Source organism: Bradyrhizobium sp. 164, from assembly GCF_023073715.1.
Taxonomy (GTDB): domain Bacteria; phylum Pseudomonadota; class Alphaproteobacteria; order Rhizobiales; family Xanthobacteraceae; genus Bradyrhizobium.
In genome coordinates, this window is sequence record NZ_JADPKA010000026.1 from 62,852 (window position 1) to 86,551 (window position 23,700).

22 protein-coding genes and 1 pseudogene are annotated in these 23,700 nt (G+C 61.3%); 9 read left to right on the plus strand and 14 right to left on the minus strand.

The genetic code is table 11. The annotated features are described in order from the left end of the window. Positions 1 to 30: 30 nt before the first annotated feature. From oxlT to IVB01_RS08355, 5 genes are all read right to left on the minus strand, one after another. A complete protein-coding gene (oxlT, locus tag IVB01_RS08335; protein WP_247275833.1) occupies positions 31 to 1,320 on the minus strand; it encodes an oxalate/formate MFS antiporter in 1,290 nt (429 codons plus the stop codon). 395 nt (positions 1,321 to 1,715) lie between these two features. Beyond that, positions 1,716 to 3,215, minus strand: coding sequence for a tripartite tricarboxylate transporter permease (locus tag IVB01_RS08340; protein ID WP_247275832.1), 1,500 nt, complete (start codon positions 3,213 to 3,215; stop codon positions 1,716 to 1,718). A 42-nt stretch (positions 3,216 to 3,257) separates the two neighbouring features. Continuing rightward, a complete protein-coding gene (locus IVB01_RS08345; protein ID WP_247275831.1) occupies positions 3,258 to 3,755 on the minus strand; it encodes a tripartite tricarboxylate transporter TctB family protein in 498 nt (165 codons plus the stop codon). An 81-nt stretch (positions 3,756 to 3,836) separates the two neighbouring features. Beyond that, entirely contained in the window at positions 3,837 to 4,802 is a 966-nt protein-coding gene (locus tag IVB01_RS08350; RefSeq protein WP_247275888.1) for a tripartite tricarboxylate transporter substrate-binding protein, read from the minus strand. A gap of 499 nt (positions 4,803 to 5,301) precedes the next feature. Beyond that, a complete protein-coding gene (locus tag IVB01_RS08355; RefSeq protein ID WP_247275830.1) occupies positions 5,302 to 5,439 on the minus strand; it encodes a hypothetical protein in 138 nt (45 codons plus the stop codon). 355 nt (positions 5,440 to 5,794) lie between these two features. On the opposite strand from IVB01_RS08355, the gene IVB01_RS08360 reads away from it, so the two are divergent. Further along, the gene (locus IVB01_RS08360) at positions 5,795 to 7,126 is read left to right on the plus strand and encodes an Hsp70 family protein (RefSeq protein ID WP_247275829.1); all 1,332 of its coding nucleotides are present in this window, start codon (positions 5,795 to 5,797) and stop codon (positions 7,124 to 7,126) included. A gap of 281 nt (positions 7,127 to 7,407) precedes the next feature. Here IVB01_RS08360 and IVB01_RS08365 read toward each other — a convergent pair whose 3' ends face one another. Further along, on the minus strand, positions 7,408 to 7,851 hold the full coding sequence (locus IVB01_RS08365; protein WP_247275828.1) for an SRPBCC family protein: 444 nt from the start codon (positions 7,849 to 7,851) through the stop codon (positions 7,408 to 7,410). A gap of 153 nt (positions 7,852 to 8,004) precedes the next feature. After that, positions 8,005 to 8,418 carry a hypothetical protein gene (locus tag IVB01_RS08370; protein ID WP_247275827.1) on the minus strand — a complete coding sequence of 138 codons (414 nt, stop codon included), beginning with the start codon at positions 8,416 to 8,418 and terminating at the stop codon, positions 8,005 to 8,007. Between the two features lie 260 nt (positions 8,419 to 8,678). Between IVB01_RS08370 and IVB01_RS08375 the strand changes: the two genes are divergently transcribed. After that, positions 8,679 to 8,921, plus strand: a complete 243-nt coding sequence (locus IVB01_RS08375) for a hypothetical protein (RefSeq protein ID WP_247275826.1) — start codon at positions 8,679 to 8,681, stop codon at positions 8,919 to 8,921. 341 nt (positions 8,922 to 9,262) lie between these two features. Here IVB01_RS08375 and IVB01_RS08380 read toward each other — a convergent pair. Both IVB01_RS08380 and IVB01_RS08385 read right to left on the minus strand, forming a co-directional pair. Next, positions 9,263 to 9,493 (minus strand): annotated as a pseudogene (locus tag IVB01_RS08380) (transposase); the annotation flags it as partial. A 168-nt stretch (positions 9,494 to 9,661) separates the two neighbouring features. Continuing rightward, a complete protein-coding gene (locus IVB01_RS08385) occupies positions 9,662 to 11,230 on the minus strand; it encodes a winged helix-turn-helix domain-containing protein (protein ID WP_247278268.1) in 1,569 nt (522 codons plus the stop codon). 159 nt (positions 11,231 to 11,389) lie between these two features. Here IVB01_RS08385 and IVB01_RS08390 point away from each other — a divergent pair, with 159 nt between their 5' ends. From IVB01_RS08390 to IVB01_RS08405, 3 genes are all read left to right on the plus strand, one after another. Beyond that, on the plus strand, positions 11,390 to 12,085 hold the full coding sequence (locus IVB01_RS08390; protein WP_247278267.1) for a hypothetical protein: 696 nt from the start codon (positions 11,390 to 11,392) through the stop codon (positions 12,083 to 12,085). 26 nt (positions 12,086 to 12,111) lie between these two features. Continuing rightward, positions 12,112 to 12,474, plus strand: coding sequence for a hypothetical protein (locus IVB01_RS08395; RefSeq protein ID WP_247278266.1), 363 nt, complete (start codon positions 12,112 to 12,114; stop codon positions 12,472 to 12,474). 696 nt (positions 12,475 to 13,170) lie between these two features. Next, positions 13,171 to 14,724 (plus strand): winged helix-turn-helix domain-containing tetratricopeptide repeat protein, encoded by a 1,554-nt coding sequence (locus IVB01_RS08405; RefSeq protein ID WP_247278264.1) that lies wholly within the window; start codon positions 13,171 to 13,173, stop codon positions 14,722 to 14,724. A 405-nt stretch (positions 14,725 to 15,129) separates the two neighbouring features. On the opposite strand, the gene IVB01_RS08410 is transcribed toward IVB01_RS08405, so the two are convergent. Further along, positions 15,130 to 15,351 (minus strand): hypothetical protein, encoded by a 222-nt coding sequence (locus IVB01_RS08410; RefSeq protein WP_247278263.1) that lies wholly within the window; start codon positions 15,349 to 15,351, stop codon positions 15,130 to 15,132. Between IVB01_RS08410 and IVB01_RS08415 the strand changes: the two genes are divergently transcribed. The 3 genes from IVB01_RS08415 to IVB01_RS08425 all read left to right on the plus strand — a co-directional run bounded on the left by IVB01_RS08415 (position 15,350) and on the right by IVB01_RS08425 (position 16,173). After that, the gene (locus IVB01_RS08415; RefSeq protein WP_007593324.1) at positions 15,350 to 15,559 is read left to right on the plus strand and encodes a cold-shock protein; all 210 of its coding nucleotides are present in this window, start codon (positions 15,350 to 15,352) and stop codon (positions 15,557 to 15,559) included. The two genes, IVB01_RS08410 and IVB01_RS08415, sit on opposite strands and share 2 nt — an antisense overlap. Before the next feature lie 97 nt (positions 15,560 to 15,656). After that, positions 15,657 to 15,899 (plus strand): transcriptional regulator, encoded by a 243-nt coding sequence (locus IVB01_RS08420; RefSeq protein ID WP_247278262.1) that lies wholly within the window; start codon positions 15,657 to 15,659, stop codon positions 15,897 to 15,899. A 49-nt stretch (positions 15,900 to 15,948) separates the two neighbouring features. Beyond that, on the plus strand, positions 15,949 to 16,173 hold the full coding sequence (locus IVB01_RS08425; RefSeq protein WP_247278277.1) for a hypothetical protein: 225 nt from the start codon (positions 15,949 to 15,951) through the stop codon (positions 16,171 to 16,173). A 186-nt stretch (positions 16,174 to 16,359) separates the two neighbouring features. On the opposite strand, the gene IVB01_RS08430 is transcribed toward IVB01_RS08425, so the two are convergent. The 4 genes from IVB01_RS08430 to IVB01_RS08445 all read right to left on the minus strand — a co-directional run bounded on the left by IVB01_RS08430 (position 16,360) and on the right by IVB01_RS08445 (position 21,082). Further along, positions 16,360 to 16,542 carry a hypothetical protein gene (locus IVB01_RS08430; protein ID WP_247278276.1) on the minus strand — a complete coding sequence of 61 codons (183 nt, stop codon included), beginning with the start codon at positions 16,540 to 16,542 and terminating at the stop codon, positions 16,360 to 16,362. A gap of 609 nt (positions 16,543 to 17,151) precedes the next feature. Next, the gene (frc, locus tag IVB01_RS08435; protein WP_247278261.1) at positions 17,152 to 18,429 is read right to left on the minus strand and encodes a formyl-CoA transferase; all 1,278 of its coding nucleotides are present in this window, start codon (positions 18,427 to 18,429) and stop codon (positions 17,152 to 17,154) included. A 149-nt stretch (positions 18,430 to 18,578) separates the two neighbouring features. Next, positions 18,579 to 20,312 (minus strand): oxalyl-CoA decarboxylase, encoded by a 1,734-nt coding sequence (oxc, locus tag IVB01_RS08440; RefSeq protein WP_247278260.1) that lies wholly within the window; start codon positions 20,310 to 20,312, stop codon positions 18,579 to 18,581. A gap of 74 nt (positions 20,313 to 20,386) precedes the next feature. Further along, positions 20,387 to 21,082, minus strand: coding sequence for a GntR family transcriptional regulator (locus tag IVB01_RS08445; protein ID WP_247278275.1), 696 nt, complete (start codon positions 21,080 to 21,082; stop codon positions 20,387 to 20,389). Positions 21,083 to 21,431: 349 nt separating this feature from the next. Between IVB01_RS08445 and IVB01_RS08450 the strand changes: the two genes are divergently transcribed. Beyond that, positions 21,432 to 23,561, plus strand: a complete 2,130-nt coding sequence (locus IVB01_RS08450) for an acetate--CoA ligase family protein (RefSeq protein ID WP_247415418.1) — start codon at positions 21,432 to 21,434, stop codon at positions 23,559 to 23,561. Positions 23,562 to 23,700 lie beyond the last annotated feature (139 nt).

Genomic DNA, 23,700 nt, shown 5'->3' on the forward strand with positions numbered 1-23,700 from the left:
GTCCTGCTGAGTGAATTGTAGCGGAGCGGGTCAGACGGTCGATTTCGCGACCACGACCTTGCGCCAGGGTTTCAGCACCGCGATTGCCAGCAATGAAGCCAGAATGTTGGCGCCGGCCGCAATGATGAACACGCTGTCCCAGGTGCCCGACGATTGCTGCATGTAGTTGGCGATCGGCACCAGCAGCGCGGCGGTGCCCTTCGCGGTGTAGAGCAGGCCGGCATTGGTGGTCGCGAACTTGGCGCCGAACGTGTCGGTGCAGGTCGAGGGGAACAGCGAGTAGATCTCACCCCAGGCGAAGAACACGAAGCCCGAGAGCAGCACGAACCAGATCGGATCGTGGCCCCAGAGGTAGAGCATCCAGATGCCGAACCCTTCCATGCCGAAGGCGATGAACATCGTGTTCTCGCGGCCGATCATGTCGGAGATCCAGCCGAAGAACGGACGCGTCAGGCCGTTGAGCACGCGGTCGATCGTCGCCGCGAACGTCACCGCCGTCATCGTCACCGCCATCAGCGTGACCGGCACGTTGTCGACCTTCCAGTCGGCTGCGATCGGCTTCAGGTTCGCCGTCACCATCAACCCGCCAGCGCCGACGATCACGAACATGAAGTACATCAGCCAGAACAGCGGCTGACGCAGCACCTCGGTCGGTTGATAGTTGCGGCGGGTCTGGAGCAGATTGGCGTTCGCCACCACGTTCGGCACCTGGCCCGCTTTCGGCGCCAGCAGGAAGAAGGCGAGGATGCAGATGATGATGCCTTGCCCGAGGCCGAAATAGAGGAAGGTGGTCTGAAATCCACTGTCCTTGATCATGGCCTGGATCGGCGCGACGGTCAGCGCAGAGCCTGCACCGAAGCCTGCGGCCGTGATACCCGCAGCAAGACCACGCTTGTCCGGAAACCACTTCAGCGCGTTGCCGACGCAGGTGCCGTAGACGCCGCCGGCGCCGATGCCCGCGATGATCATGCCGAGATAGTAGCCGTTGAGCGTGGTGGCCTGCGCGTTGATTGCCCAGCCGATGGCACAGAGCACGCCGCCGACCAGCACGACGATGCGCGGACCGTATTTGTCGACGAACCATCCCTCGACCGGCACGAGCCAGGTCTCGAACAAAACGAAGAGGGTGAACGCCCATTGGATCGAGGCGCGATCCCAGCCGAACGTCTTCTGGATGTCGGGGACGAAGAACGTCCAGCCGTATTGATAGTTGGCGATCATCACCATCGCGCCTACGCCGATGGCCAATTGCGCCCAGCGAAAAGCATCGCTTACACGTGTGACACTAGGGGCCGCTGCTGACTGCACCATGTCCGTCATTAAAACCCTCCCGAACGCGCCGATCATTTTTTATGCATGCGCTGGCTCGCATCCTGGTATTCATTATGCCAAGATTCAAGCTAGGGACTGAGGGTGCGGCGAAATATCGCGGGCTTGCTCACATGCGCCTTGGCTGCGGGATTGTAAAGGCTGAATTGCTGCCGGCGTGCCGGGGGGCCTAGCGGTTGTGCCATTCAAACCATTGATTCAACGGCCGATTTCTGCAACGCGGCGAGCCGCAAGCACGCTGTGAAAAAGCCCGTGCCCTCGGCACACGACCACTTGTGCGCTGTTCGCACACAGCGCCGTCCGGTGGGTCGGTGACTGCAAATGGTGGAATTGCTTATCCCAGAAGGTCTGGAGGGCTTCGCACGGCCGCGCGCGGAGATCGCGCGTCACACCATCGACGTCCGCAGCCGGCTGTAGCCTTCCTGGATCGCGGACCAGAACAGGGCGACCAGACCGAGCGCCATGATGGTGCTGACGAGGCCGTTGGAGAAGAACACGCCGAGCGATCCTTGCGATCCCAACAGCGATTGGCGGAAGGCTTCCTCTGCCTTGTCGCCGAGCACGATGGCGAGCACCAGCGGTGCGAGCGGGTAGTTGCACTTCTTCAGGAGGTAGCCCAGCACGCCGAACACCAGCATCAGCATCACGTCGAAGGTGCTGTTGTGCACCGAATAGGCGCCGATCGCGCAGAGCACCAGGATGAGCGGCGCGATGATGCCGAAGGGCACGCGGAGGATCGCGGCGAAGATCGGCACGCAGGTGAGCACGACGATGAGGCCGGCGAGATTGCCGAGATACATCGAGGCGATCAGGCCCCAGACGAATTCCTTCTGCTCGACGAACAGCATGGGGCCGGGCTGCAGGCCCCAGATCAACAATCCGCCGAGCAGGACGGCGGCGGTCGGGGAGCCCGGCACGCCGAGCGAGAGCATCGGCAGCAGCGCCGAGGTGCCCGCGGCATGGGCGGCCGTCTCGGGCGCGATCACGCCCTCGATCTCGCCCTTGCCGAAATTGTTGCCGCGTCGCGCCAGGCGCTTGGCGATGCCGTAGCTCATGAAGGAGGCCGGCGTTGCGCCGGCGGGCGTGACGCCCATCCAGCACCCGATCAGGCAGGAGCGCAGCGAGGTCATCCAATAGGCGGGTAATTCCCGCCAGGTCTGAAGCACGACCCGAAGATTGATGGTGGCGTTGCCGCCTCGGAAAGCCAGTCCTTCCTCCATGGTCAGCAGGATCTCGCCGATACCGAACAGGCCGATCACGGCGATCAGGAAGTCGAATCCGTTGAGCAGTTCGGTGACGCCGAAGGTCAGCCGCAACTGGCCCGTGATCGAATCGAGGCCGACCGCCGCGAGCGCAAAGCCCATCATCATCGCCGCGATGGTCTTGAACGGCGGCTCCTTGCTGAGGCCAACGAAGCTGCAGAAGGCGAGGAAGTACACCGCGAACTTCTCCGCCGGACCGAATCGCAGCGCGAAGCCCGCGACGAGGGGCGCGACCAGCGTGATCATGATGACCGCAAACAGCGCGCCCACGAAGGAGGAGGTGAAGGCGGCGGTCAGGGCCTCACCGGGTTTGCCCTGTTGCGCCATCGGATAACCGTCGAAGGTGGTCGCCACCGACCAGGGCTCGCCGGGTATGTTGAACAGGATCGAGGTGATGGCGCCGCCGAACAATGCGCCCCAATAGATACAGGACAGCATGATGATCGCCGACGTCGGCGGCATGCTGAAGGTCAGGGGAAGGAGGATCGCAACGCCATTGGCGCCGCCGAGCCCCGGCAGCACGCCGATGATGACTCCGAGCGTGATGCCGATGATCATCAGCATCATATTGTAGGGCTGCAGGGCGACCGCGAAGCCGTGAAACAGGTTGGCCAACTCTTCCATATCGATACGTCCTGCAGCAATGATTGCGTGACGGCGCAGCTCTTACAAACCAAGCCATTCCTCGAGCGGGCCCTTGGGAAGCGGGACCAGGAACCAGCGCTCGAAAACGAGATAGGTCACGACCGGCATGCCGATCGCCACCGCGATGGTCGTGAGCCAGCGATAACCGCCGAGCCAGCGCATGAACCAGGCGATGAAGATCATCGAGGCGACGTAGAGGCCGATGAACGGCATCGAGCCGACATAGATCGCCGTGGGCACGACGACGCTCATGACCTGGCGAAGCTGTCCCCATTCTGCAAACAGCCGGCCGTCGTCGTGGCGCTGCGCGCTCCAGAGATTGATGGCGCTTGCGCCGACGATGGCGGCGCCGACATAGAAGGGGAAGAAGCCGGCACGCGGGCCCTCCGCGCCCCAGTTGATGCCGGCCTTCAGGCTGCCGAAGATCACGACCAGCCCGAAGACGCCGATCAACAGCGCCATGCCGATTTCCAGCGTCTTGTGTGCGGGGCCGGATTCGGATCCGGATCGTTCAGTCATGGGACCTCCAGGCGGACGCAGTCTTGCGCGGTCGCGGCAGATGGAGGACGACCCAGCGTCCTCAGCCGTCGATGTCGCGGGTCAGTTCCCCGATGCGAGGAAGCCGGCTTCCTTCATCAAGCCTTCGTGGCGCTTCTCCTCGGCCTCGACCCACTTCGCGTATTCGGCTCCGGTCAGGAACGTCGTGTTGAAGGCGCCGCTCTTCATGAAATCCTGCCATTCCGGCGTGGCGCGGACCTTCTTGAACAGCTCGACGTAGTATTCGATCTGATCCTTCGTGGCCTTGGGCGACATGAAGATGCCGCGCAGCATGAGATATTCCATCGCCAGGCCCTGCGACTTGCAGGTCGGAATATCCTTCCAGGCCTTGCCGTCGGCGATCGGCTCGTCATAGGCCATCGGCTGAGCGTCGAAGACGCAGAGCGGACGGAGCTTGCCGCCGCGCCATTGCGCGACCGCCTCGATCGGATTGTTGACCGTCGAATCGACGTGATTGCCGACGAGCTGAACGGCGACTTCGCCGCCGCCCTTGTAGGGGATGTAGGTGAATTTTGCGTCGATTGCCTTCTCGATGCCGACGGTGATGATCTGGTCTTCCTGCTTGGAGCCGGTGCCGCCCATCTTGAATGAGCCGCTCGGGGCTTTCTTCACGGCGTCGACGTAGTCCTTGACGGTGTTGTACGGTTTCTCGGCATTCACCCACAGCACGAATTCGTCGAGCGCCAACATCGCCACCGGGGTCAAATCCTTCCAGTTGAACGGAATCCCCGTTGCCAGCGGCGTCGTGAACAGGTTCGACAGCGTGATGATGATCTTGTGCGGATTGCCCGACGACGTCTTCACATCGAGGAAGCCCTCGCCACCCGCGCCGCCGGCCTTGTTGATGACGACGAGCGGCTGCTTCATCAGACTGTGCTTGGTGACGATGCCCTGGATGGTGCGTGCCATCTGATCGGCGCCGCCGCCGGTGCCCGCGGGCACGATGAATTCGACCGGACGGACTGGCTCCCAGGCAGCACGGCTTGCGGTGCTGTTGGCGCACGACATCGCGATTGCCGCCAAAGCGACATTCAGAACGAATGGCCTCATCTTGTTTCTCTCCCTGTCGAATCCTCAACGCAGCCGATCTTTGTCGGCTTGCGTCAGCCCATCTCGATTCAGATGCCTGGGGTCACCCTTGCGGTCGATCTCCCATGGCAGTCCGGTAGAAACTCTATGAGTAGGGACAACGCGCGGCATCCGCTCCTTTCGGCTAAGGCTCCGCCAACGCTCGCGGCAGGTGTGCCCCTCGGCCGCCCCGCCCTGCGGTGACTGTTTCCCCTCTTAGGCCTTTGATTACTCAATCGTTCGGGCGATGGTATGCGAGATGCCAGTAGACAAACAATCTGATCGGCGGGTCCCACCGGCGGACCAATCGTCGCAGTTGTGGTCGCGAGCCAGGGCGCGCGCAAAACGAAAAAATGGCCCCGACATGCGAGGCCATTTGATCAAACGTAGGGTCTGCGAAGTCTGCCATCCCGCCGTTCGGCAGGCGGGCAGGGCCTTCTTACAGGCCGAAACGGGGCAGGTCGCCGTTGTGATTCGAAATCTTGGCGCTCGCCATCAGGAGGCTGTCGATTGCGGCCATCAGGCGGGCGAACAGCGAGGAGGAGGGAGCCAGAGCAACGGAAGCAGTCTTGGACATCGGAAATCCCTTTCTTGAGAACAGTCAGCCTTGCTGTCTCATTTGAGGGCAATCTATGTATACCAAATACCACTGTCTATGGTCTTGGTTGCATAGCAGTACGCAACCTTTCGCATTGCAACATAAATGCTGAATTAACGGAGCCGTTTCGGAAATAAAATTGCTGGTGCGGCGGAGCAGATGGGTCGTTCCAGTGCCGAAGGTGCGAAAAGCTGGCTAAATCATCCCGGATCGCGCGTGATCTTGCAGCGATGGGACGCCAAGTTCCGGCCGCACTGCAACGGTGGGTCTTGGCACGGCCATGCAAAGCCGTTAGAGGTCCGCCCCCTTATCCAATCATCCGTCAGAGTGGTTCATGTCGAGCGCCTCGCCCGCCGTCTCGATCGGCATCGATTTTGGAACCAGCAATACGGTCGTCGCGCTCGCGGCGGACGACCGCCGGGTCGAGGCCATCCGCTTCGACCATGGCGGACAGCGCCACAGCGTCTACGTATCGGCGCTGTGCTTCTGGGAGGATCGGCCGGGAGCCGGCGCCCAGGCCGAGGGCGGTCCATGGGCGATCGAGCAGTTTCTCGAAGGGCGCCACGTCTATCGCTTCCTCCAGTCGTTCAAGACGTTTGCGGCGAGCTCCAGCTTCAACACCACCCAGGTGTTCCGCCAGCGTTACAAGTTCGAGGATATTTTGGCGGCGTTCCTGCGGACGCTGGCGCGCCACGGCGGGGACCGGTTCGGCTTCGAGGCCGCAAACATCACGGTCGGCCGCCCCGTCCGCTTTGCCGGCGGCAATCCCGACGAGGCGCTGGCGATGCAGCGCTATCGCGCCGCGTTCGAGCGCTTAGGTGCCGGCCACGCGCGCTACGTCTATGAGCCCGTGGGCGCGGCGTTCTCCTTCGCCCGCCGGCTGGAGCGGGATGCCACCGTGCTGGTTGCGGATTTCGGCGGCGGCACCAGCGACTTTTCCGTGATGCGTTTCTCGCGCAAAGGCGGCAGCCTTCGCGCCGAGCCGCTGGGACACGCCGGCATCGGCATTGCGGGCGACACGTTCGACTATCGCATTGTCGACCATGTCGTCTCGCCGCGGCTCGGCAAAGGTTCCAGCTTCCGCTCGTTCGACAAGGTGCTGCCGGTCCCCAGCGGCCACTACACCAACCTCGCTCGCTGGCACCAGCTCGCGATGATGAAGAGCAACGGCGATTTGCGCGAGCTGCGCGAGCTTGCGCGCACCGCGCTGAAGCCGGCTCTGCTCGAGGATTTCATCATCATCGTCGATCTCGACCTCGGCTTTTCGCTGTACCGCGCGGTGTCCGACGCCAAGGTGGCGCTGTCGGCGCAGGACGAGGTGGACTTCCGTTTTGGAGGCGGCGGGGTCGACATCGGCGCGGCCATCACACGGAAAAATTTCGAATCTTGGATTGCCGACGATATCGCCCGGTTAGGGGCCACCGTCGACAAGGTGCTGGGCGAGGCAGGCATTACCGGGCGCGAGGTGGAGAAGGTATTTTTGACCGGCGGCACGTCCTTCGTGCCGGCTGTCCGAAAGCTGTTCGCCGAGCGTTTCGGTAACGAACGGCTGATGTCGGGCGACCAGTTCGAGTCGATCGCGTATGGTCTCGCGCTGATCGGACACAGCCCCAACCCCGACAGATGGACCGCCGGCGGCGGCCTTGAATCGAGGGCGGGCGCGTAATTCGCAATCGATCGGATCTGCCTCGCAGGCAGCCGCAGCTCAATTGGGCTCCGTAGATATCTGCAGACTCGATCTGAGTTGTTCTCTCGGAGAGTTCATTCTACGTCATTGCGAGCGCAGCGAAGCAATCCAGAGTCCCTCGGCAGAACGATTCTGGATTGCTTCGCGGAGCCTGTCGTCGGGCCGCGCTTTCGCGCGGACCCGTTGGCTCGCAATGACGATGCGGGGAAATCTGCGGATTTGGTCGAACAGATCGCCCCGCTGCGTCAAACGCGGACCGGCTATTGGTTGATCTCGGGCTCGACGAGCCGTGCCAGGTTGCGCAGCGATTCCTGCCAGCCGAGATAACAGGCCTCCGGCGGGATGACGTCGGGGATGCCGGCCTGCGTGATGTCGACTTCGGTGCCGACCGAGACCTTCTTCAGGATCACGGTGACCTGGATCTCACCCGGCAGGTTAGGATCGTCGAACCTGTCGGTGTAGCGGAGGCGTTCGCCCGGGACGAGCTCGATATATTCGCCGCCAAACGAATGGCTGTTGCCCGTCGTGAAATTCCGGAACGACATCTTGAACGTGCCCCCGACCTTGGGCTCGAAATGATGCACGGTACAGGTGAAGCCGTTCGGCGGAAGCCATTTCGCCATCGCGTCGGCCTCCAGGAAGGCGCGATAGACTTTCTCCGGGCTGGTGGCCAAGACGCGGTGCAGACGGACAGTGCTGGGCATGATTGTTATCCTCAGTGAATTAATGGGCCCGAGTTTGGCGTCTATGGCCCATTCATGTCACGAGGACGACGGGGAGGCTGCCGATCCGACACGGCTTTGCAGATTTTTGTTAGGCGTCGGTGCCTGCGATGGTCCGCGCGCCGGCCCGGCCAATCAGGCTTGGCGTGTCTTGTCCGCCTTGGTCTTCGATGCCAGAACCGGAAGGACGTCCCCCATGCTCAAAGGCTGACCGTTGGGGAAGCCGGACATCCTCAGGCTCGAAAAATGCGTGGTCCCGTCGACCGGAGACACATAGGCGAACTTGACCTCGATCTTGTGCTTGATTTCGTAGCCCTGCCATTTCGGGTGTTCGCGCGTCAGGATTTCGGCCTGGTCACAGCGAAGCAGATCGGAGGTCGACGTCGTCTTGGAGAGAATGCCGCGCTCGACCTTCTCCAGGTAGCACTGATCGGTCACGGCGCTGACGCGCGCATCGACGCGTTGAAAATTCGCCTTCTTGTCGTACTGGTCGTAGGCAGCAAAACCGGCGATGCCGACGGCGATCAAACCGAATACCAACAGACGCATGCTCGTGCTCCCGTTTGTGGCAGGTTGAAGCGCCAGACATTAAGGGCAGCTAAATCCGGTCAAGACGGTCTTCAGGAACAGAAAACGCTTCTTTGCGACCAACGCAGCCAGTTGACTTAAATTGATGCGATGCGAGTTAGATGAACTCTCAAAATGGGCCCCATCCGCGATGAGGAATCGGTTCGGGCCTAGAACCGCCGCGCCGGAGGAACGCGGAGCGCGCCGGCTTGTTGTTCGCGATCAGGACGGGAGATAGATCAATGATAAAGAAGCTCTTAGTGAGTACGATGATCGCCTCGATGATGGGAACCGCAGCACTGGCGCAACCGAGTCAGAGCCAGCAGGGCGCGCAGGCCGGAGTGGCCGGAACAAGCGATACCACCAAGAAAACGGCTAAATCGAAGGGTGGGATGACGACGGGCACGTCTTCCAGCACGACCGACAGTTCAGGCACCAGCACTCCAGGTGGCCAGTCCACAAAGAAGAGCGGCGCGCGGAAGTGATAGAGTTGAAAGCCCTCCAAACTAGCGAGGGCTTCTTGGTTTCAGCGGTCTCCCTATAGTCTACGAGGGAGCGCGAACCGCAATTCGAAGGACTCGCTGGGAGGAGCCCGATGGGCTGCGTGCGGCGTCCACGAGGCCAACGGGCCGACCGCCACTCACTTCGCCCGTCGTAGAATTCAAGCTGCGCGTGCCGTTGCGAAGGACCGGCGGCCCGCCCAAAACATGAATGCAGCCATTGCGCCGATGCCGATTAGGCTTGGAAGGCTGCCGGCAAGGTCCGAAGCAAGCGCGGCAAAGCCCCAGATCGCTGCACGGCAGCATCATGGGCACCAGCCAGTACGCTCAATGAGCTTGGACCACGCGCGCGCCCGTCGCCAGCGAACGAACCGATTGTAGCAGGTCGTGTACGGACCGAAGCTTTCCGGCAGGTCGCGCCACGGTGCCCCGGATCGCAAGACCCAGAAGATGCCATTGAGGACACGACGGTCATTCACTCGTGGCACGCCGCGCGACTTATTCGGCAGCATCGGCTTAATGGCAAACCACTCATAGTCCGTGAGTTCGTAGCGCATGATTCGACCCCTTCCGATGGATGGCTTGAATCATGGCTCGGCTGGCAGGCTCAACTGGTCGCTATGCACCCGAAAGCGGACCTATTATGCTCACTTTTTGTCGTTCATGACCCGAAGCCGACGTAGCGCAGGAACGCGCTAAAGTCGGTTTTTGACCGGAAACGTCCATCACCCTTCCGGCACGCCAGCGAGGCGGAAGCCTTCACACGCGCGCTCCAGCCCAGCAAGAAAAGTCGGATTGTCGCTTGGTTGAGCAGTGCGGAAGCGACGGATGGTGAAACCTGAGTTGAGCGCAAGTCCCGTTCTTGCAGCAGTTCGCGCCTCATCGAGGGCGCCGGTCAGGCCTAACGCAGCGGCGAGCGCCAAATGAGCGAGAGGAAAGTTGCGGTTCGCCTCAGTGCTTCGTCGTAGCCAACTGACCGCTTCGACGTCCGAACCCAGCTGTAGCTTGGCCACGCCTACAAAACACGCCCATTGGTAGGCCTCAACGTCGCGAGGGGAGAGACGTAAAGCCTCGAATATGTGGCCTTCGGTCTCGGCAGCGCGCCCCATATAGAATTTGGCAAAACCAAGGGCAGCATGAGCGTTGGCCCTGTTCGAATCCAGCGCCAACGCATGCTCGAATTCACGGATGGCTTGGGCGGCCCGGTTCGTAAAGATCTGGACCCGACCCTGAGCCAAGTGGGCTGAAGTGTGGTTCGGCCTGATCGACAATGCCTTATTCACCATCGCCTCGGCCACTTCAAACCGCGCAGGCCCATCATCCGTCGTAAAGCTGGCTCCAACTGCCGTATCAACATTTGCCAGGCCAATCATTGCTTCGACGTTGCCGGGGTCGCACGCTAGAGAGCGTTCGAAGAAGCTCCGCGCTCGCGTTAAGCATTCAAGGCTAAACCCCGTCATCAGCCAGGCCCGGCCCTGGAAGTATAAGTCCATTGCATCGGGACTCAGCGTACGTTCGGCTCGTTGCGCCTCAGCCTCGATGAGCCGGCTACCCAACGTATTGGCAAGCCTGGATACGATTTCGTCCTGCATGTCGAACAGGTCAACGACAGCCTTCTCGAAGCGCTCGGCCCAAAGATGCTGGCCGCTGATAGCATCAATCAACTGCACGTTCATGCGAAGCCGCTTGCCGCTGCGTTGCACTGAACCTTCGAGCACGTAACGAACGTTCAATTCGCGGCCGACTTGCCGTACATCGACTGCTCTACCCTTGTATGAGACGGCGCTGTTCCGTGCGATTACAAATGAAGCGGCGATGCGCGACAAGTCTGTGGTCAAACTCTCGGTTACACCATCCACGAAATAGTCCTGCTCACGATCAGCGCTAAGGTTCGTGAAGGGTAGCACGACGATGGATAGGCGCGGCGGCGTGTCGCCGGTTCGCTCGACTGAGCCAACCGTCTCTATTGCGGAGCTCCCGGCTTCCTGCACTGCACCCACGAAACGGAAACCTTTGCGCGGGAGCGTCTTGATGAGGTCCTGTTTCTCGCCAGTGTCGCCGATTGCACACCTCGCACCATTGATGCGCGTCGTCAGAGCGGCATCCGAGACGATGCGACCATTCCAAACGCCGGCGATGAGCTCGTCCTTACTGACAACGCGTTCCCTGTTCCGGATCAAATAGTTCAGAAGATCGAATACCTGTGGCGCGACAGAGATTATCTCGGCTCCTTGCCGCAGCTCGCGTCGCTCCGTATCCAGCGTGAAATCCGAAAAGGAGTAAAGCAATTGCATCCTCCTGCGGTACGATCGCACCCCAGCGGAGCTGATATGTAAGCAGACGGTAAGAAGAATGGAAGGCGCCTGTAAAGCGCTTCTCATGACCTTGGCGCATCCTCGTGCGCGGCAACAGTATGAACTGCTTGCGAATTTCGCGTCACGAGGGAGGATGCCATGAAGCGGACGGCTGCACTGACTTGGGCTGCCACTGCAGCGAGGCTCTTGATCTGCGTCGTATGCGCTCTCGCCTCTGCGAACCGCGCTCACGCTCAGTGCTCGGCGCGCGATGTGTTGCAGAGGCAGTTAGTGCTCAAGGCGGCGCCCGTTGCCCCGACACGCATGGGTCCAGTAACGTCCGTTTCGGATGTTGCCGAATGGAAAACAATCAGTATCGGGACGTTCCCGGATACGTTTTCTCTCCTGACCGCGCTGAGTGCGATTGGTTGCGGCGTCGGTAACTCGGCTGCGGAGGCTCTTGCCCGACCTGCGTTTACGCTCAGCGGTACCAGAAGGGCGGTAACACTTCTGACAGTGACCGCGGCCGATCTGGGCTTCAGAGGTGAGACGGTGCCATTGCGGCAAATCTACGAACTCGCGCAGCAACTGGGCTTCGAGCTTGCACCGGCCGAAATCGCTCCGCAGCTCAGGCTTCAATATCTGGACCAGCCCGTAGGTGAGTTTCTCGTCATCGGGATGAACCCGATCCGGACGTGGACTGGTGAAGAGGTCATCCTGACCGTCGCAAATGGGGGAGCTGGTCTCATTCTCATCGGCCAGGATGGTCGCGCCGACGCGGAAATACCAGTGACCTCCCGCTTCGTATTCCTGCGCTCCTTGCCCATTACGCCAGCTGCGCTGAATCGAAACTGATTTTCCGAGATGGCCGAGGTGACGAAATGCTGGCGATCAGAGCGATGAAGCGCTTGGCAGCTCAAATTTGCCTCATGCTGCTGGTGTCGACCGCGACATTTGCGCGAGATGACGGCCGCTATGCGAATTCCCCGTTGAAGCCCTGGTTCGAGAGTCTGCAAAGCGAATTCGGGAAGTGCTGTGAGGACTCCGACGCCTACGTGGTCTCCGAACCGAACTGGAAGTCCGATCACGGACAATATCGCGTTCGCATCGACGACGAATGGGTGCTCGTGCCAGACGGCGCTGTCATCAAGCAACCAAATCTTGCCGGACGGACCATGGTCTGGAAGCACTACATCGATGGACATCCTCGTGTCCGCTGTTTCATTCCGGGCAGCATGACGTGATACCTCGTTCACCGTCTAGTGAACCCCGCGCATGATCCAAGATCGATGGTCTGGTCCACCAGTGGGATCCGTTGCGCAGTTTCGTTAAAGCAAGAGGCTTCGTCTCTTTGTTGTTGCGGTGCTTACATCCGGAAATGGCCCCTTCTGGACCTTACCGCGACCAGTTCCAATGTGGTGTCTGAGGAAGATCAGAAAGGACTTCAGGCGCAGCAATACGGCGCACGTGACTCCTATCGGAAGTCGGTAGGCCCAATCTGGCCGTCCCGGTTGGCAGATATCGCAGCCATTCACCGGATCGGATGCCTCGAGGGTCAATACCTTGGTGCGAGGCGACGTAGTCGATCTCGCCGCGCGTGGTGCCGATATCCATCAGCTCCGTGTCGCTCAAGTTGGACAAGGTGGCGCGCAGTTTTTGGCCCTTGCGGCGCTCCTGAACGGCAGCCCAATATTTCCAGATGAAGCCGGTGACATGCCGGGTCGATTCGGATGTCCATTCCAGCCATGTAGTGCCATGCGTCGGGTCATTGCGGCGTCTCCAGGACGGTGTTTTTGCACCGACCGGAGAGTGCCGCGGGATTGGCGCGGACGCTTAACCGGCAGCTTACATTTTCCGTACCGGCGGCTTATTCTCGCGATTTCCGGTGAGGCCAGAACGCTACCCCGTCATGGGAGCCTTCATCCAACGGGATTCGCATTTTGCGCTATCTCTTTGCAGAGTACGTATTCGACACTGACTGGCGCGAGTTGCATCGCGGAGCAACTGTCGTTTCCATTACACCACAGGTGTTCGATTTGCTCGAATACCTGATCCGGAACCGGGAGCGCGTCGTCAGCAAGGACGATCTCATCGGCGCCATCTGGCACGGCCGCGTTGTGTCCGATGCCGCGCTGACGACCCGCCTCAATGCTGCCCGCGCTGCCATCGGCGATACTGGCGAGGAGCAGCGCCTCATCAGGACGCTTCCGCGCAAGGGATTCCGTTTCGTGGGACAGGTGCGGGAGGTGCAAGATGTTGCGAGCCCAGATCCGGTCGATTCGCCCGTGAGTGCTCCTGCAGTACCCGACAGGCCCTCCATTGCCGTGCTGCCGTTCGCGAACATGTCTGGCGATCCCGAGCAAGAGTACTTCGCTGACGGGATGGTTGGTGAGATCACGACCGCGCTTTCGCGGTTCAAAGGGTTGTTCGTGATCGCGCGCAATTCAAGTTTCACCTTCAAGGGTAAGGCGGTCGACATTAAGGACGTCGGGCGCCGGCTTGGCGTGCGTTATGTCCTGGAGGGTGAGGTTCGCAAGGCCTCGGGGAAAGTTCGCATAACGGGCCGGTTGATTGAAGCAGCTACAGGTACCCACATCTGGGCGGACAGGTTCGAGCGCGACATGACGGACATTTTCGCGCTGCAGGACGACATCACGCTCGCCGTCGTCTCAGCCATTCGGCCAAAGTTGTTTCAAGCCGAACTTGCACTGGCATCGCGGCGACGACCGGAAGACCTCACCGCGTATGATCTCTATCTCCGGGCCATACAGCAAACGGTCCCATCGACCCGCGAAGGGTTGGCCGAGGGGCTCCGACTGGTCAAGCGCGCCTTGGAACTTGATCCCGGATTTGCTGGTGCCGCCGCTCTGGCAGGTGCCTGTCATTCGGAGAACGTGGTCAGGAATTATGCCATCGATCCTCAATTCGAACGCATGGAAGCCGTTCGGCTCATGCGCCTGGCATTGAGCCTCGACGATGGTGATCCCGACACGTTAGCGGGTGTTGCCTTGATTTCGGCGCTCCTTGTCGGCGATTGCGAGAGCGAGATCGAGATGTCCGACCGGGCGGTCAAGCTCAACCCGAATTCATACTACGCATGGCACCGCAGAGGCTGGGTCTATAAGATTGCGGGGCAGCCAGAGGAAGCGATCCGGAGCTTTGAACACTCCATGCGAATGAGCCCGGTAGACCCGCAAGCATTCATAGCGCTGACCGGGATAGGGTTTGCCCTTATCGAGCTTCGTCGCTTTGACGAGGTCATCATTGCAGCGAAGAAAGCCTTACGTCTCAACCCCTACTATCCAGGACCATATCGCTGCCTCATATCCGCTTTCGCCTATCTCGGACGCGACGCCGAGGCCCGTGAGGCGGTGGCTCGCATGCTTGAGATCGATCCTGGTTTCACGATTTCGGCGTGGATCGACAGGAGCCAGCTATCAAAAACCGCGAAGCTGATGATTGAGGGCTTTCGCAAAGCGGGGTTGCCCGAATAACTTCCAATGTCCACAAGGCGATCAAATGTCGGTACTCTTCTGCAGCGCATGAGTCCGGAGTTGCCATTCTCGGAAGTCCGACAACGTCCGCTTTCGTGCCGCTGTTGGAGGACAGCGGACATCACGCGCGCCTACTCTTAGCAGCAGATTTTATGAGTACGCACCCTAGGGCTTCCTTTGCGCACGCTTTGGGCTGTCACCGTCGTTCTCGTTTGTCTCGGTTCGCCAGCGCAGGCCGCGGGAGAGGCAGACGTGGTGAAGTTCTTCGGTGAACAGCTTGCCGGCAGCGCGCGGTGGGCGTTCGATAGCGGCCATCCGTTGACACTCTCGGCCAATTGAGCCTGCTAGCGTCAGATCGACGCTTGCGAATGGCGTAGCTCACTTCGCCGCGGACACCGTACGGCGTCAATCTTCAAAGCCGAAAACGTCCGCCGATCTCATGCGCGCATTAAATTCCGCCAAGCCTTGCAATTGATGATGATGAGGTATATGTTGAGGCTGTTCGTTCAGCCGCTGTGCCTTGTTGAATGCGCCTGCGGGCTCCTTTTCCAGAGACATCGACGAAATGAATTCTTTCTGCGTGACGTTCACGCGGAATGTGCGCGTGTGCGCTTTGGAGAAGAACATGACGACAGGTACTGTGAAGTGGTTCAACGGCCAAAAGGGCTTTGGATTCATTCAGCCTAACGACGGCGGCAATGATGTGTTCGTTCACATCAGCGCGGTCGAGCGGGCTGGTCTTGCGGGTCTCGCTGAGGGCCAAAAGGTCAACTTCGAGCTCAAGACCGACAAGATGCGGGGCAAGGTCAGCGCAGAAAATCTCTCGCTGGCATAAAGGCCCTGGCGCCGTTTCACGGATGTACTGAAACGGCCACGCTACCCGCTCGATCCCCCGATTGAGCGGGTTTTGTCCGTTGTCGAGCAGGTGAACAATGAGCGCCAAGAGATCGGCTGAACCGTCGCCTGAAGCCGTCGCACGCTCCAATCGCCAGCGTTTGGCCGCTGAAGAAGGCGCGCGCGCCATGGCGGACGCCGAAAAGCAGGCCGTGGACGTTCGCAAGAACATGGCGCGGCTTCGAGAGCTGCGCGAAGCCAAGGAAGTCGCCGACGCAACCCTTCAAGCATCGTTGCCGGCGCCTGTAACGGCCAAGCGCAACAAGAAGCTGCGGCGATAGTCGGCTCCATACTGCCGACGGCATCCGGAGGGCCGGTCACATGCAAAGGATGCGGGTCGTGCCTAGAATTAAATCGGACGGCGGTGGCACCATCACTTTCTTTCTCGCGCTCGGCGCGGGCCGGCAGATGTGCCGACTGGCCACCACATTTCAGACGCAGAAGCAGGCCTTCAGCTATCTTCAGAAATACCGGACGGAATTCGAGCGCATCGCGCGAACGCGGCTCGCTTCGGGGGAGCTCGAGGACGGGGTCGTCGTGCTCTCGATGCTCTAAAGTGCGATGAGATCGGGATGAAACGCCATCGTGCCTAGGTCATTGTTTGACCGTGATCTTTTCGGAAAGCCGCTTCACACTCGCGCTAACGCGGCGCTTCGGGTCCGGATCTTGCTCTAGGCCGGCGTCGGGCGTCCATTTCGATGCAGCTCGCCCAGTGCGATCCGGAACTGGTCCACAACGCTGCTATTCGGAGTGGCTCTTGGGCTTGGCCTCGCGGGCCAATCGCTCCGCTTTCAATCGCTCGCGATTCTCGTTGAAGGATTGCTGGTCCTTCGCATAGTCATTCATCGGCTTTTGGGCTTTGACAGGCTTGAACGCCTTGTTGGCTTCGCGCTTGGCGCGATCAGAGGATTGATCTTTCAACATTTCGACCTCGATTTGATCAACGAGCGTGGTCCGGACGATAGCTGAATGCCACGCCTCCGGCGCCCACGCTGACAAGGATAGACACCCTCCGGACGAGAAAGGCGGCCAAGTCTTCAGCGTTGAACAGATCTCTTGCGAGGCGCTCAGTCACTCGCCGTGAAGGAGGCGCGCCCGCACTTCTGAGAGCGCACCGGTCAGGATAATAACCGTGGGTCACCGTATCGGTTCCTCGATGACCAATCTGAATTCAACGTTGGTTTGGCCGAACATTCCGCGGATTCAAAGCCAAGACGCTGCAACTGCTCGGCGAAGTCGTCCTGGACACTCGCAGTTTGGTTTCAGACGAGGGCGAAGGGCGGGTGAAGGGTGCAAGCTCTTAGCCGAGCTTGCCTCCGTAGCTTTGGACCATGGCATAATACTCCTGTTTTGCCCGACGGGTCAAAGAAAGTTTCGCAAAATCAGCAATCCCTTTTCGACCAAGGAGTTAGCTACTGTGCATGGGGTTGTTTTTCGACTTTTTACGTTGATGCCCCGTGACGGCAGGCATTCTCATGCAAAAAGGGCCGCCTCGACGGGCGGCCCTTTGTCTCGCGGCGAACTGCTTTCCGCTTACTCCGCGGCCTGCTTCTGCGGCGGATCGAGTGCGCCGGACTTGTGGATATCGGCGACCTGGTGGTCGCTGAAGCCGAGCACCGAGCGCAGGATCTCGTCGGTGTGCTCGCCGAGCAAGGGCGAGCGGGTCACTTCCGCCGGGCTATCCGACAGCTTGATCGGGTTGCCGACCGAGATGTATTTGCCGCGGGTGGGGTGATCGACCTCGACCACGGTGCCGGTCGCGCGCAGCGACTGATCCTCGGCGATTTCCTTCATCGACAGGATCGGGCCGCAGGGAATGTCGTCCTTGTTGAGGATTTCCATCGCCTCGAACTTGGTCTTGGTCATCGTCCACTGCTCGATGCGGGCGAAGATCTCGTTGAGGCGCGGTAGGCGGGCAGCCGGCTTGGCGTAGTTCGGATCGGTCTTCCAGGTCGGCTCGCCGATCACGTCGCAGATCTTCTCCCAGACCGGGGCTTGCGTGATGAAGTAGATGTAGGCGTTGGGATCGGTCTCCCAGCCCTTGCACTTCAGGATGCGGCCGGGCTGGCCGCCGCCGGAATCGTTGCCGGCGCGCGGCACGGCGTCGCCGAACGGAATGCCTTCGCCGAACTGGCTGTATTCCTTGAGCGGGCCGTGGGCGAGGCGCTGCTGATCGCGCAGCTTGACGCGGCAGAGGTTGAGCACGCCGTCCTGCATCGCTGCGGTGACGCGCTGGCCCTTGCCGGTGTGGGTGCGCTGATAGAGCGCGGTGACGATGCCGAGCGCCAGATGCAGGCCGGTGCCGGAATCGCCGATCTGTGCGCCGGTGACGAGCGGCAGGCCGTCGCGGAAGCCGGTGGTGGAGGCGGCGCCCCCGGTGCACTGCGCGACGTTCTCATAGACCTTGCAGTCTTCGTACGGGCCAGGGCCAAAGCCCTTGATCGAGGCGACGATCATCTTGGGGTTGATCTGCTGGATCTTCTCCCAGGGGAAGCCCATGCGATCGAGCACGCCGGGGCCGAAGTTTTCCACCAGCACGTCGCACTTCTTGATCAGCTCGGTCAGGACTTCCTTGCCCTTGGGGTTCTTGGTGTCGAGCGTGATCGAGCGCTTGTTGTGATTGAGCATGGTGAAATACAGGCTGTCCACGTTCGGGATGTCCTGTAGCTGGCCGCGGGTGATATCACCCACGCCCGGACGCTCCACCTTGATCACGTCGGCGCCGAACCAGGCGAGCAGCTGCGTGCAGGTCGGTCCGGACTGGACGTGGGTGAAGTCGAGAATGCGAACGCCCTCGAGCGCTTTGGTCATCGTGTTGCTCCTGTTACCACTCTGTTTCCGTCATGCCCGCGAAGGCGGGCATCCAGTATTCGCGATCGTTTCGGTTGGGCTCAGTGCTCGCCACAATGGATGGTCCGGCGAATACTGGATTCCCCGCCTGCGCGGGGAATGACCCGGAGTTACTTCTTCTTCTGCAGAACACTCTGCGGATTGAGGTTGCCGATGCGGCCGCTCTCCGACCCCGCGGCCGGATCGATCACCGCGTTGATGAGCGTCGGCTTGCCGGACTCCATCGCCTCATTGACTGCGCGCTTGAGCTCGTCGGGCGAGGTGGCATTCACGCCGACGCCGCCGAAAGCTTCCATCATCTTGTCGTAGCGAGCGCCCTTGACGAACACCGTCGTCGCGGGATCGGAGTTGGCGCCGTTGACGTCGGTGCCGCGATAGATGCCGTCATTGTTGAAGATGACGACGCAGATCGGAAGATTGTAGCGGCAGATGGTCTCGACCTCCATGCCGGAGAAGCCGAACGCGCTGTCGCCTTCCACTGCGAGTACGGGGTGACCGGTCTCGAGTGCGGCCGCGATCGCCTGGCCCATGCCGATGCCCATCACGCCCCAGGTGCCGACGTCGAGACGCTTGCGCGGGCGATACATGTCGATGACGCCGCGCGCGAGGTCGAGCGTGTTGGCGCCTTCATTGACGAGGATCGCCTCGGGGTGCTCCTTGATCACGTTCTTCAGCACGCCGAGTGCGCCGTGATAATCCATCGGCGACTTGTTGTTCATGAGCTTCGGCGCCATCTTGGCGACGTTCTCCTCGCGCTTGGACGTAATCGCCTTGGTCCATTCGGCGGGCGGGGCGGTCCAGCTTGAGCCCATCGCCTGGTTGAAGGCGGAGACGACCGAGCCGATGTCGCCGACCACGGGCGCGACGATCTCGACGTTGGAATCCATCTCCTTCGGCTCGATGTCGACCTGGATGAACTTCTTCGGCGCTTCGCCCCAGCTCTTGCCCTTGCCGTGCGACAGCAGCCAGTTCAGCCGCGCGCCGATCAGCATGACGACGTCGGACTCTTTCAGCACCGTCGAACGGGCGGCGCCGGCGCATTGCGGATGCGTGTCGGGGAGGAGGCCCTTGGCCATGCTCATCGGCAGGAACGGCACGCCGCTCTTCTCGACGAAGCTCTTGATCTCCTCATCGGCCTGCGCGTAGGCCGCGCCCTTGCCGAGGATGATGAGCGGGCGCTTGGCGCTCTTGAGCACATCGAGCGCGCGCTTCACCGAAGCGGGCGAGGGGATCTGTGCGGGTGCAGCGTCAATCACCTTGACCAGCGACTTCTGGCCGGCATCGGCGTTCATCACCTGGCCGAACAGCTTTGCCGGCAGATCGAGATAGACACCGCCGGGACGGCCGGAGACTGCGGCGCGGATGGCGCGGGCAAAGCCGATGCCGATGTCCTGGGCGTGCAGCACGCGGTAGGCCGCCTTGCACAGCGGCTTTGCGATCGCGAGCTGGTCCATTTCCTCGTAGTCGCCCTGCTGGAGGTCGACGATCTCGCGCTCGGAGGAGCCCGAGATCAGGATCATCGGATAGCAATTGGTGGTGGCATGCGCGAGCGCAGTGAGACCGTTGAGGAAGCCGGGCGCGGAGACCGTGAGGCACACGCCGGGCTTCTTGGTAAGATAGCCGGCGATGCCTGCGGCGTAGCCGGCGTTCTGCTCGTGACGGAAGGAGATCACGCGAATACCGGCGGCCTGCGCCATGCGGCCCAAATCCGTGATCGGGATACCCGGCACATTATAGATGGTGTTGATGCCGTTCAGCTTGAGCGCGTCGATGACGAGATGGAAGCCATCCGTCAGTTCCTGCTCGGTGCCCGGTGCTTCGGACTTGGTCGCGGTGTTCAGCATGGGCCTTGTCTCCCTGATCTCTCGTAGTGGGGCGAGTGCTTCGCCCTTCTGGTGAACGTTTGCTAGGTAAAGAGCTACGTGAATAGTTCCTGGCCGTGCGCTTCGACGTAAGCGGCAAGGCCAAGGGTGTGGTCGCGGGCGCGCTTCTCGGCGAGCTCGGTGTCGCGCGCTTCCAGCGCTTCGATGATGCCGAGATGCTCGGGCAGCGACGTCGCGGTGCGGTCCTTGCGTCCGATGGTCAACTGGCGATAGCCGCGCACGTGCAGCAGCAGGTCGTTGGTGAGATCGACCAGCACGGGTGATTCCGACAGCGAGATCAGCGCCTGGTGGAAGGCGATGTTGGCGCGCGAATATTCCTCGACATGATCCTCGGGCAGGCGGTCCTTGCCAAAGTCCTTGAAGAAGTCGCGCAGCGCCGTGATGTCCTTCTTGCGCGCGGTGGTGGTGATGAGGCGGGCGGCCATGCTTTCCAGCGCTGCCCAGGCGCGGATCATGTCGACGATCTCGGTCTTGGTCCTGCGCACCACCATGATGCCGCGGCGCGGCACCGTCTTCACGAATCCGTCCTGCTCGAGCATCGCGATCGCTTCGCGGATCGGCGTGCGGCTGACGCCCAGCCGTTCGGACAGCGCGCGCTCGTCGAGCATCACCGGCTCGGGCGTCGAGTAGATGTCCATCTTGAGGATGGCTTCCTTCAAGGCGTCATACGCCTTGTTCTTGAAGCTGCTCTCCGGGGCAATGCGAACGATTGCGATGTCTGCCTCGGCCATATTCGGCAACGCCTTGGTTGGTTTCCGTAGTGACACGACGAATCTCCTCCAGGTGGGAGTCGTCTTTTACAGGAATATTAACGGGAAAGTTTTTGGCATACCACATGCCAGAATGTCAAGCCGGCGATTTTTTGCGGCGTTCTAAGGGGTGCACTGGCTTGACAAGTTGGCTTCTGGCATACCAAATGCCATCGCCAGCCATTTTTGATCCAAGCCGGCGGAGTAGTCTTGGGCTTATGCCACTCCGTTCCGCCCTGGAACAGAGCGCGGCGAATGGCACGCATCACCGGCAGCCGCTAACCACGCGCGCGCTTTGCAAAGAACGAACTAAGGTCAAGGGAGAAGCCACATGTCCAATTCCAAAGATGCCGTCCGCAAGGTGCTTGACCAGGTCAAGGCGGACAACCGCACCAGCCTGACGGCGCCGGAAGGCAAGCTGGTCTGTGACGCCTACGGCATTCCGGTGCCGAAGGAGGACGTGGCCAAGTCGGCGGGCGAAGCCGGCAAGATGGCGTCCGCAATGGGCTTCCCCGTCGTGATGAAGATCGTCTCGCCGGACATTCTCCACAAGACCGAAGCCGGCGGCGTCATCGTCGGCCTCAAGACGGCCGAGGAAGCCGAAAAGGCCTACGAGACCATTCTTTCCAACGCCAAGAAATACAAGTCCGATGCCAAGATCGAGGGCATCCAGGTGCAGCAGATGCTGGCCGGCGGCACCGAAGTCATCGTCGGCTCGATCACCGACGGTTCGTTCGGCAAGCTGGTCGCCTTCGGCCTCGGCGGCGTGCTGGTCGAAGTCTTGAAGGACATCACCTTCCGCCTCGCACCTGCGACCAAGGAAGACGCGCTCTCGATGCTCGACGGCATCCAGGCGCATGAGATCCTAAAGGGCGTGCGCGGCGGCGAGCCGGTGAACCGCACGGCGCTCGCCGACGTCATCGTCAAGGTCTCGCAGCTCGTCACCGACTTCCCTGAGATCGTCGAGCTCGACCTCAACCCGGTGTTCGCGACGGCGAAGGGCGCAACCGCCGCCGACGTCCGTATCGTCGTCGACTTCGCCTACGTTCCCAAGCCGAAGCCGCGCCCGACCGAAGAGATCGTCGCGGCGATGAACCGCATCATGCAGCCGAAGGCGGTCGCGGTGGTCGGCGCCTCCGCCGAAGACGGCAAGATCGGCAACTCCGTGATGAAGAATCTCATCAACGGCGGCTACAAGGGTGAGATCTATCCGATCCATCCCAAGGCTGCCGAGATCCTGGGCTACAAAGCCTATAAGAGCGTCAAGGACGTGCCCGGCGTGATCGACGTCGCGGTGTTCGCGATCCCCGCGAAGTTCGTGGCGGCGGCGCTGACCGAATGCGGAGAGAAGAAAATCCCGGGCGCGGTGCTGATCCCGTCGGGCTTTGCGGAGGCCGGCGCGCCCGAGCTCCAGGCCGAGATCGTCGAGGTCGGCAAGAAGTACGACATTCGCCTGATGGGGCCGAACATCTACGGCTTCTACTATACCCCGGCCAATCTCTGCGCGACCTTCTGCACGGCTTATGACGTCAAGGGTCACGCGGCGCTGTCGTCGCAGTCGGGCGGCATCGGCATGGCCATCATCGGCTTCTCTCGCTCGGCCAAGATGGGCGTGTCGGCGATCGTCGGCCTCGGCAACAAGTCGGACATCGACGAGGACGATCTGCTCGCCTTCTTCGAGCAGGATCCGAACACCAATTTGATCGCGCAGCACTGCGAAGACCTCAAGGACGGCCGCGCCTTCGCGGAAGCGGCAAAACGCGTCTCCAAGAAGAAGCCGGTCGTCGTGCTCAAGGCCGGCCGCACCTCGGCAGGCGCGAAGGCGGCGTCCTCGCACACCGGCGCGCTCGCCGGTAACGACCGGATCTACGAGGACGTGTTCAAGCAATCCGGCGTGATCCGCGCGCGGTCCCTGCGCCAGTTGCTCGAATTCGCCCGCGGCGTACCCGTGCTGCCGACGCCGAAGGGCGAGAACGTACTGATCATCACCGGTGCCGGCGGCTCGGGCGTGCTGCTGTCGGACTCCTGCGTCGACAACGGACTGTCGCTGATGTCGATGCCGCCGGACCTCGATGCGGCGTTCCGCAAGTTCATCCCGCCGTTCGGCGCGGCCGGAAACCCTGTGGATATCACCGGCGGCGAGCCGCCGATCACCTACGTCAACACGGTCAAGCTCGGCCTGTCGGATGAGCGCATCCATGCGCTGATCCTCGGCTACTGGCACACCATCGTCACCCCGCCGATGGTGTTCGCCCGCAACATGGTCGAGGTGAAGAAGGAGATGGAGGCCAAGGGTTTCGTGAAGCCGATGGTCGCCTCGCTCGCCGGCGACGTCGAGGTCGAGGAAGCCGCCGAATATCTCTACCAGAACGGCATCCCGGCCTACGCCTATTCGACCGAGCTGCCGGTCGAGGTGCTGGGCGCCAAGTACAAATGGGCGCGCGGGGCAGGGCTGCTCTAAGCGTTATCTGTCATCCCGGGGCGACGCGACGGGACCGCGCAAGCGCGGCCCGGAGGGTCAGACCCGGGATCTCGAGGTTCCGGGTCTGGTACGCCAGGCCCGCGCTGCGCGCAGTCCCGGCGCACCATCCCGGAATGTG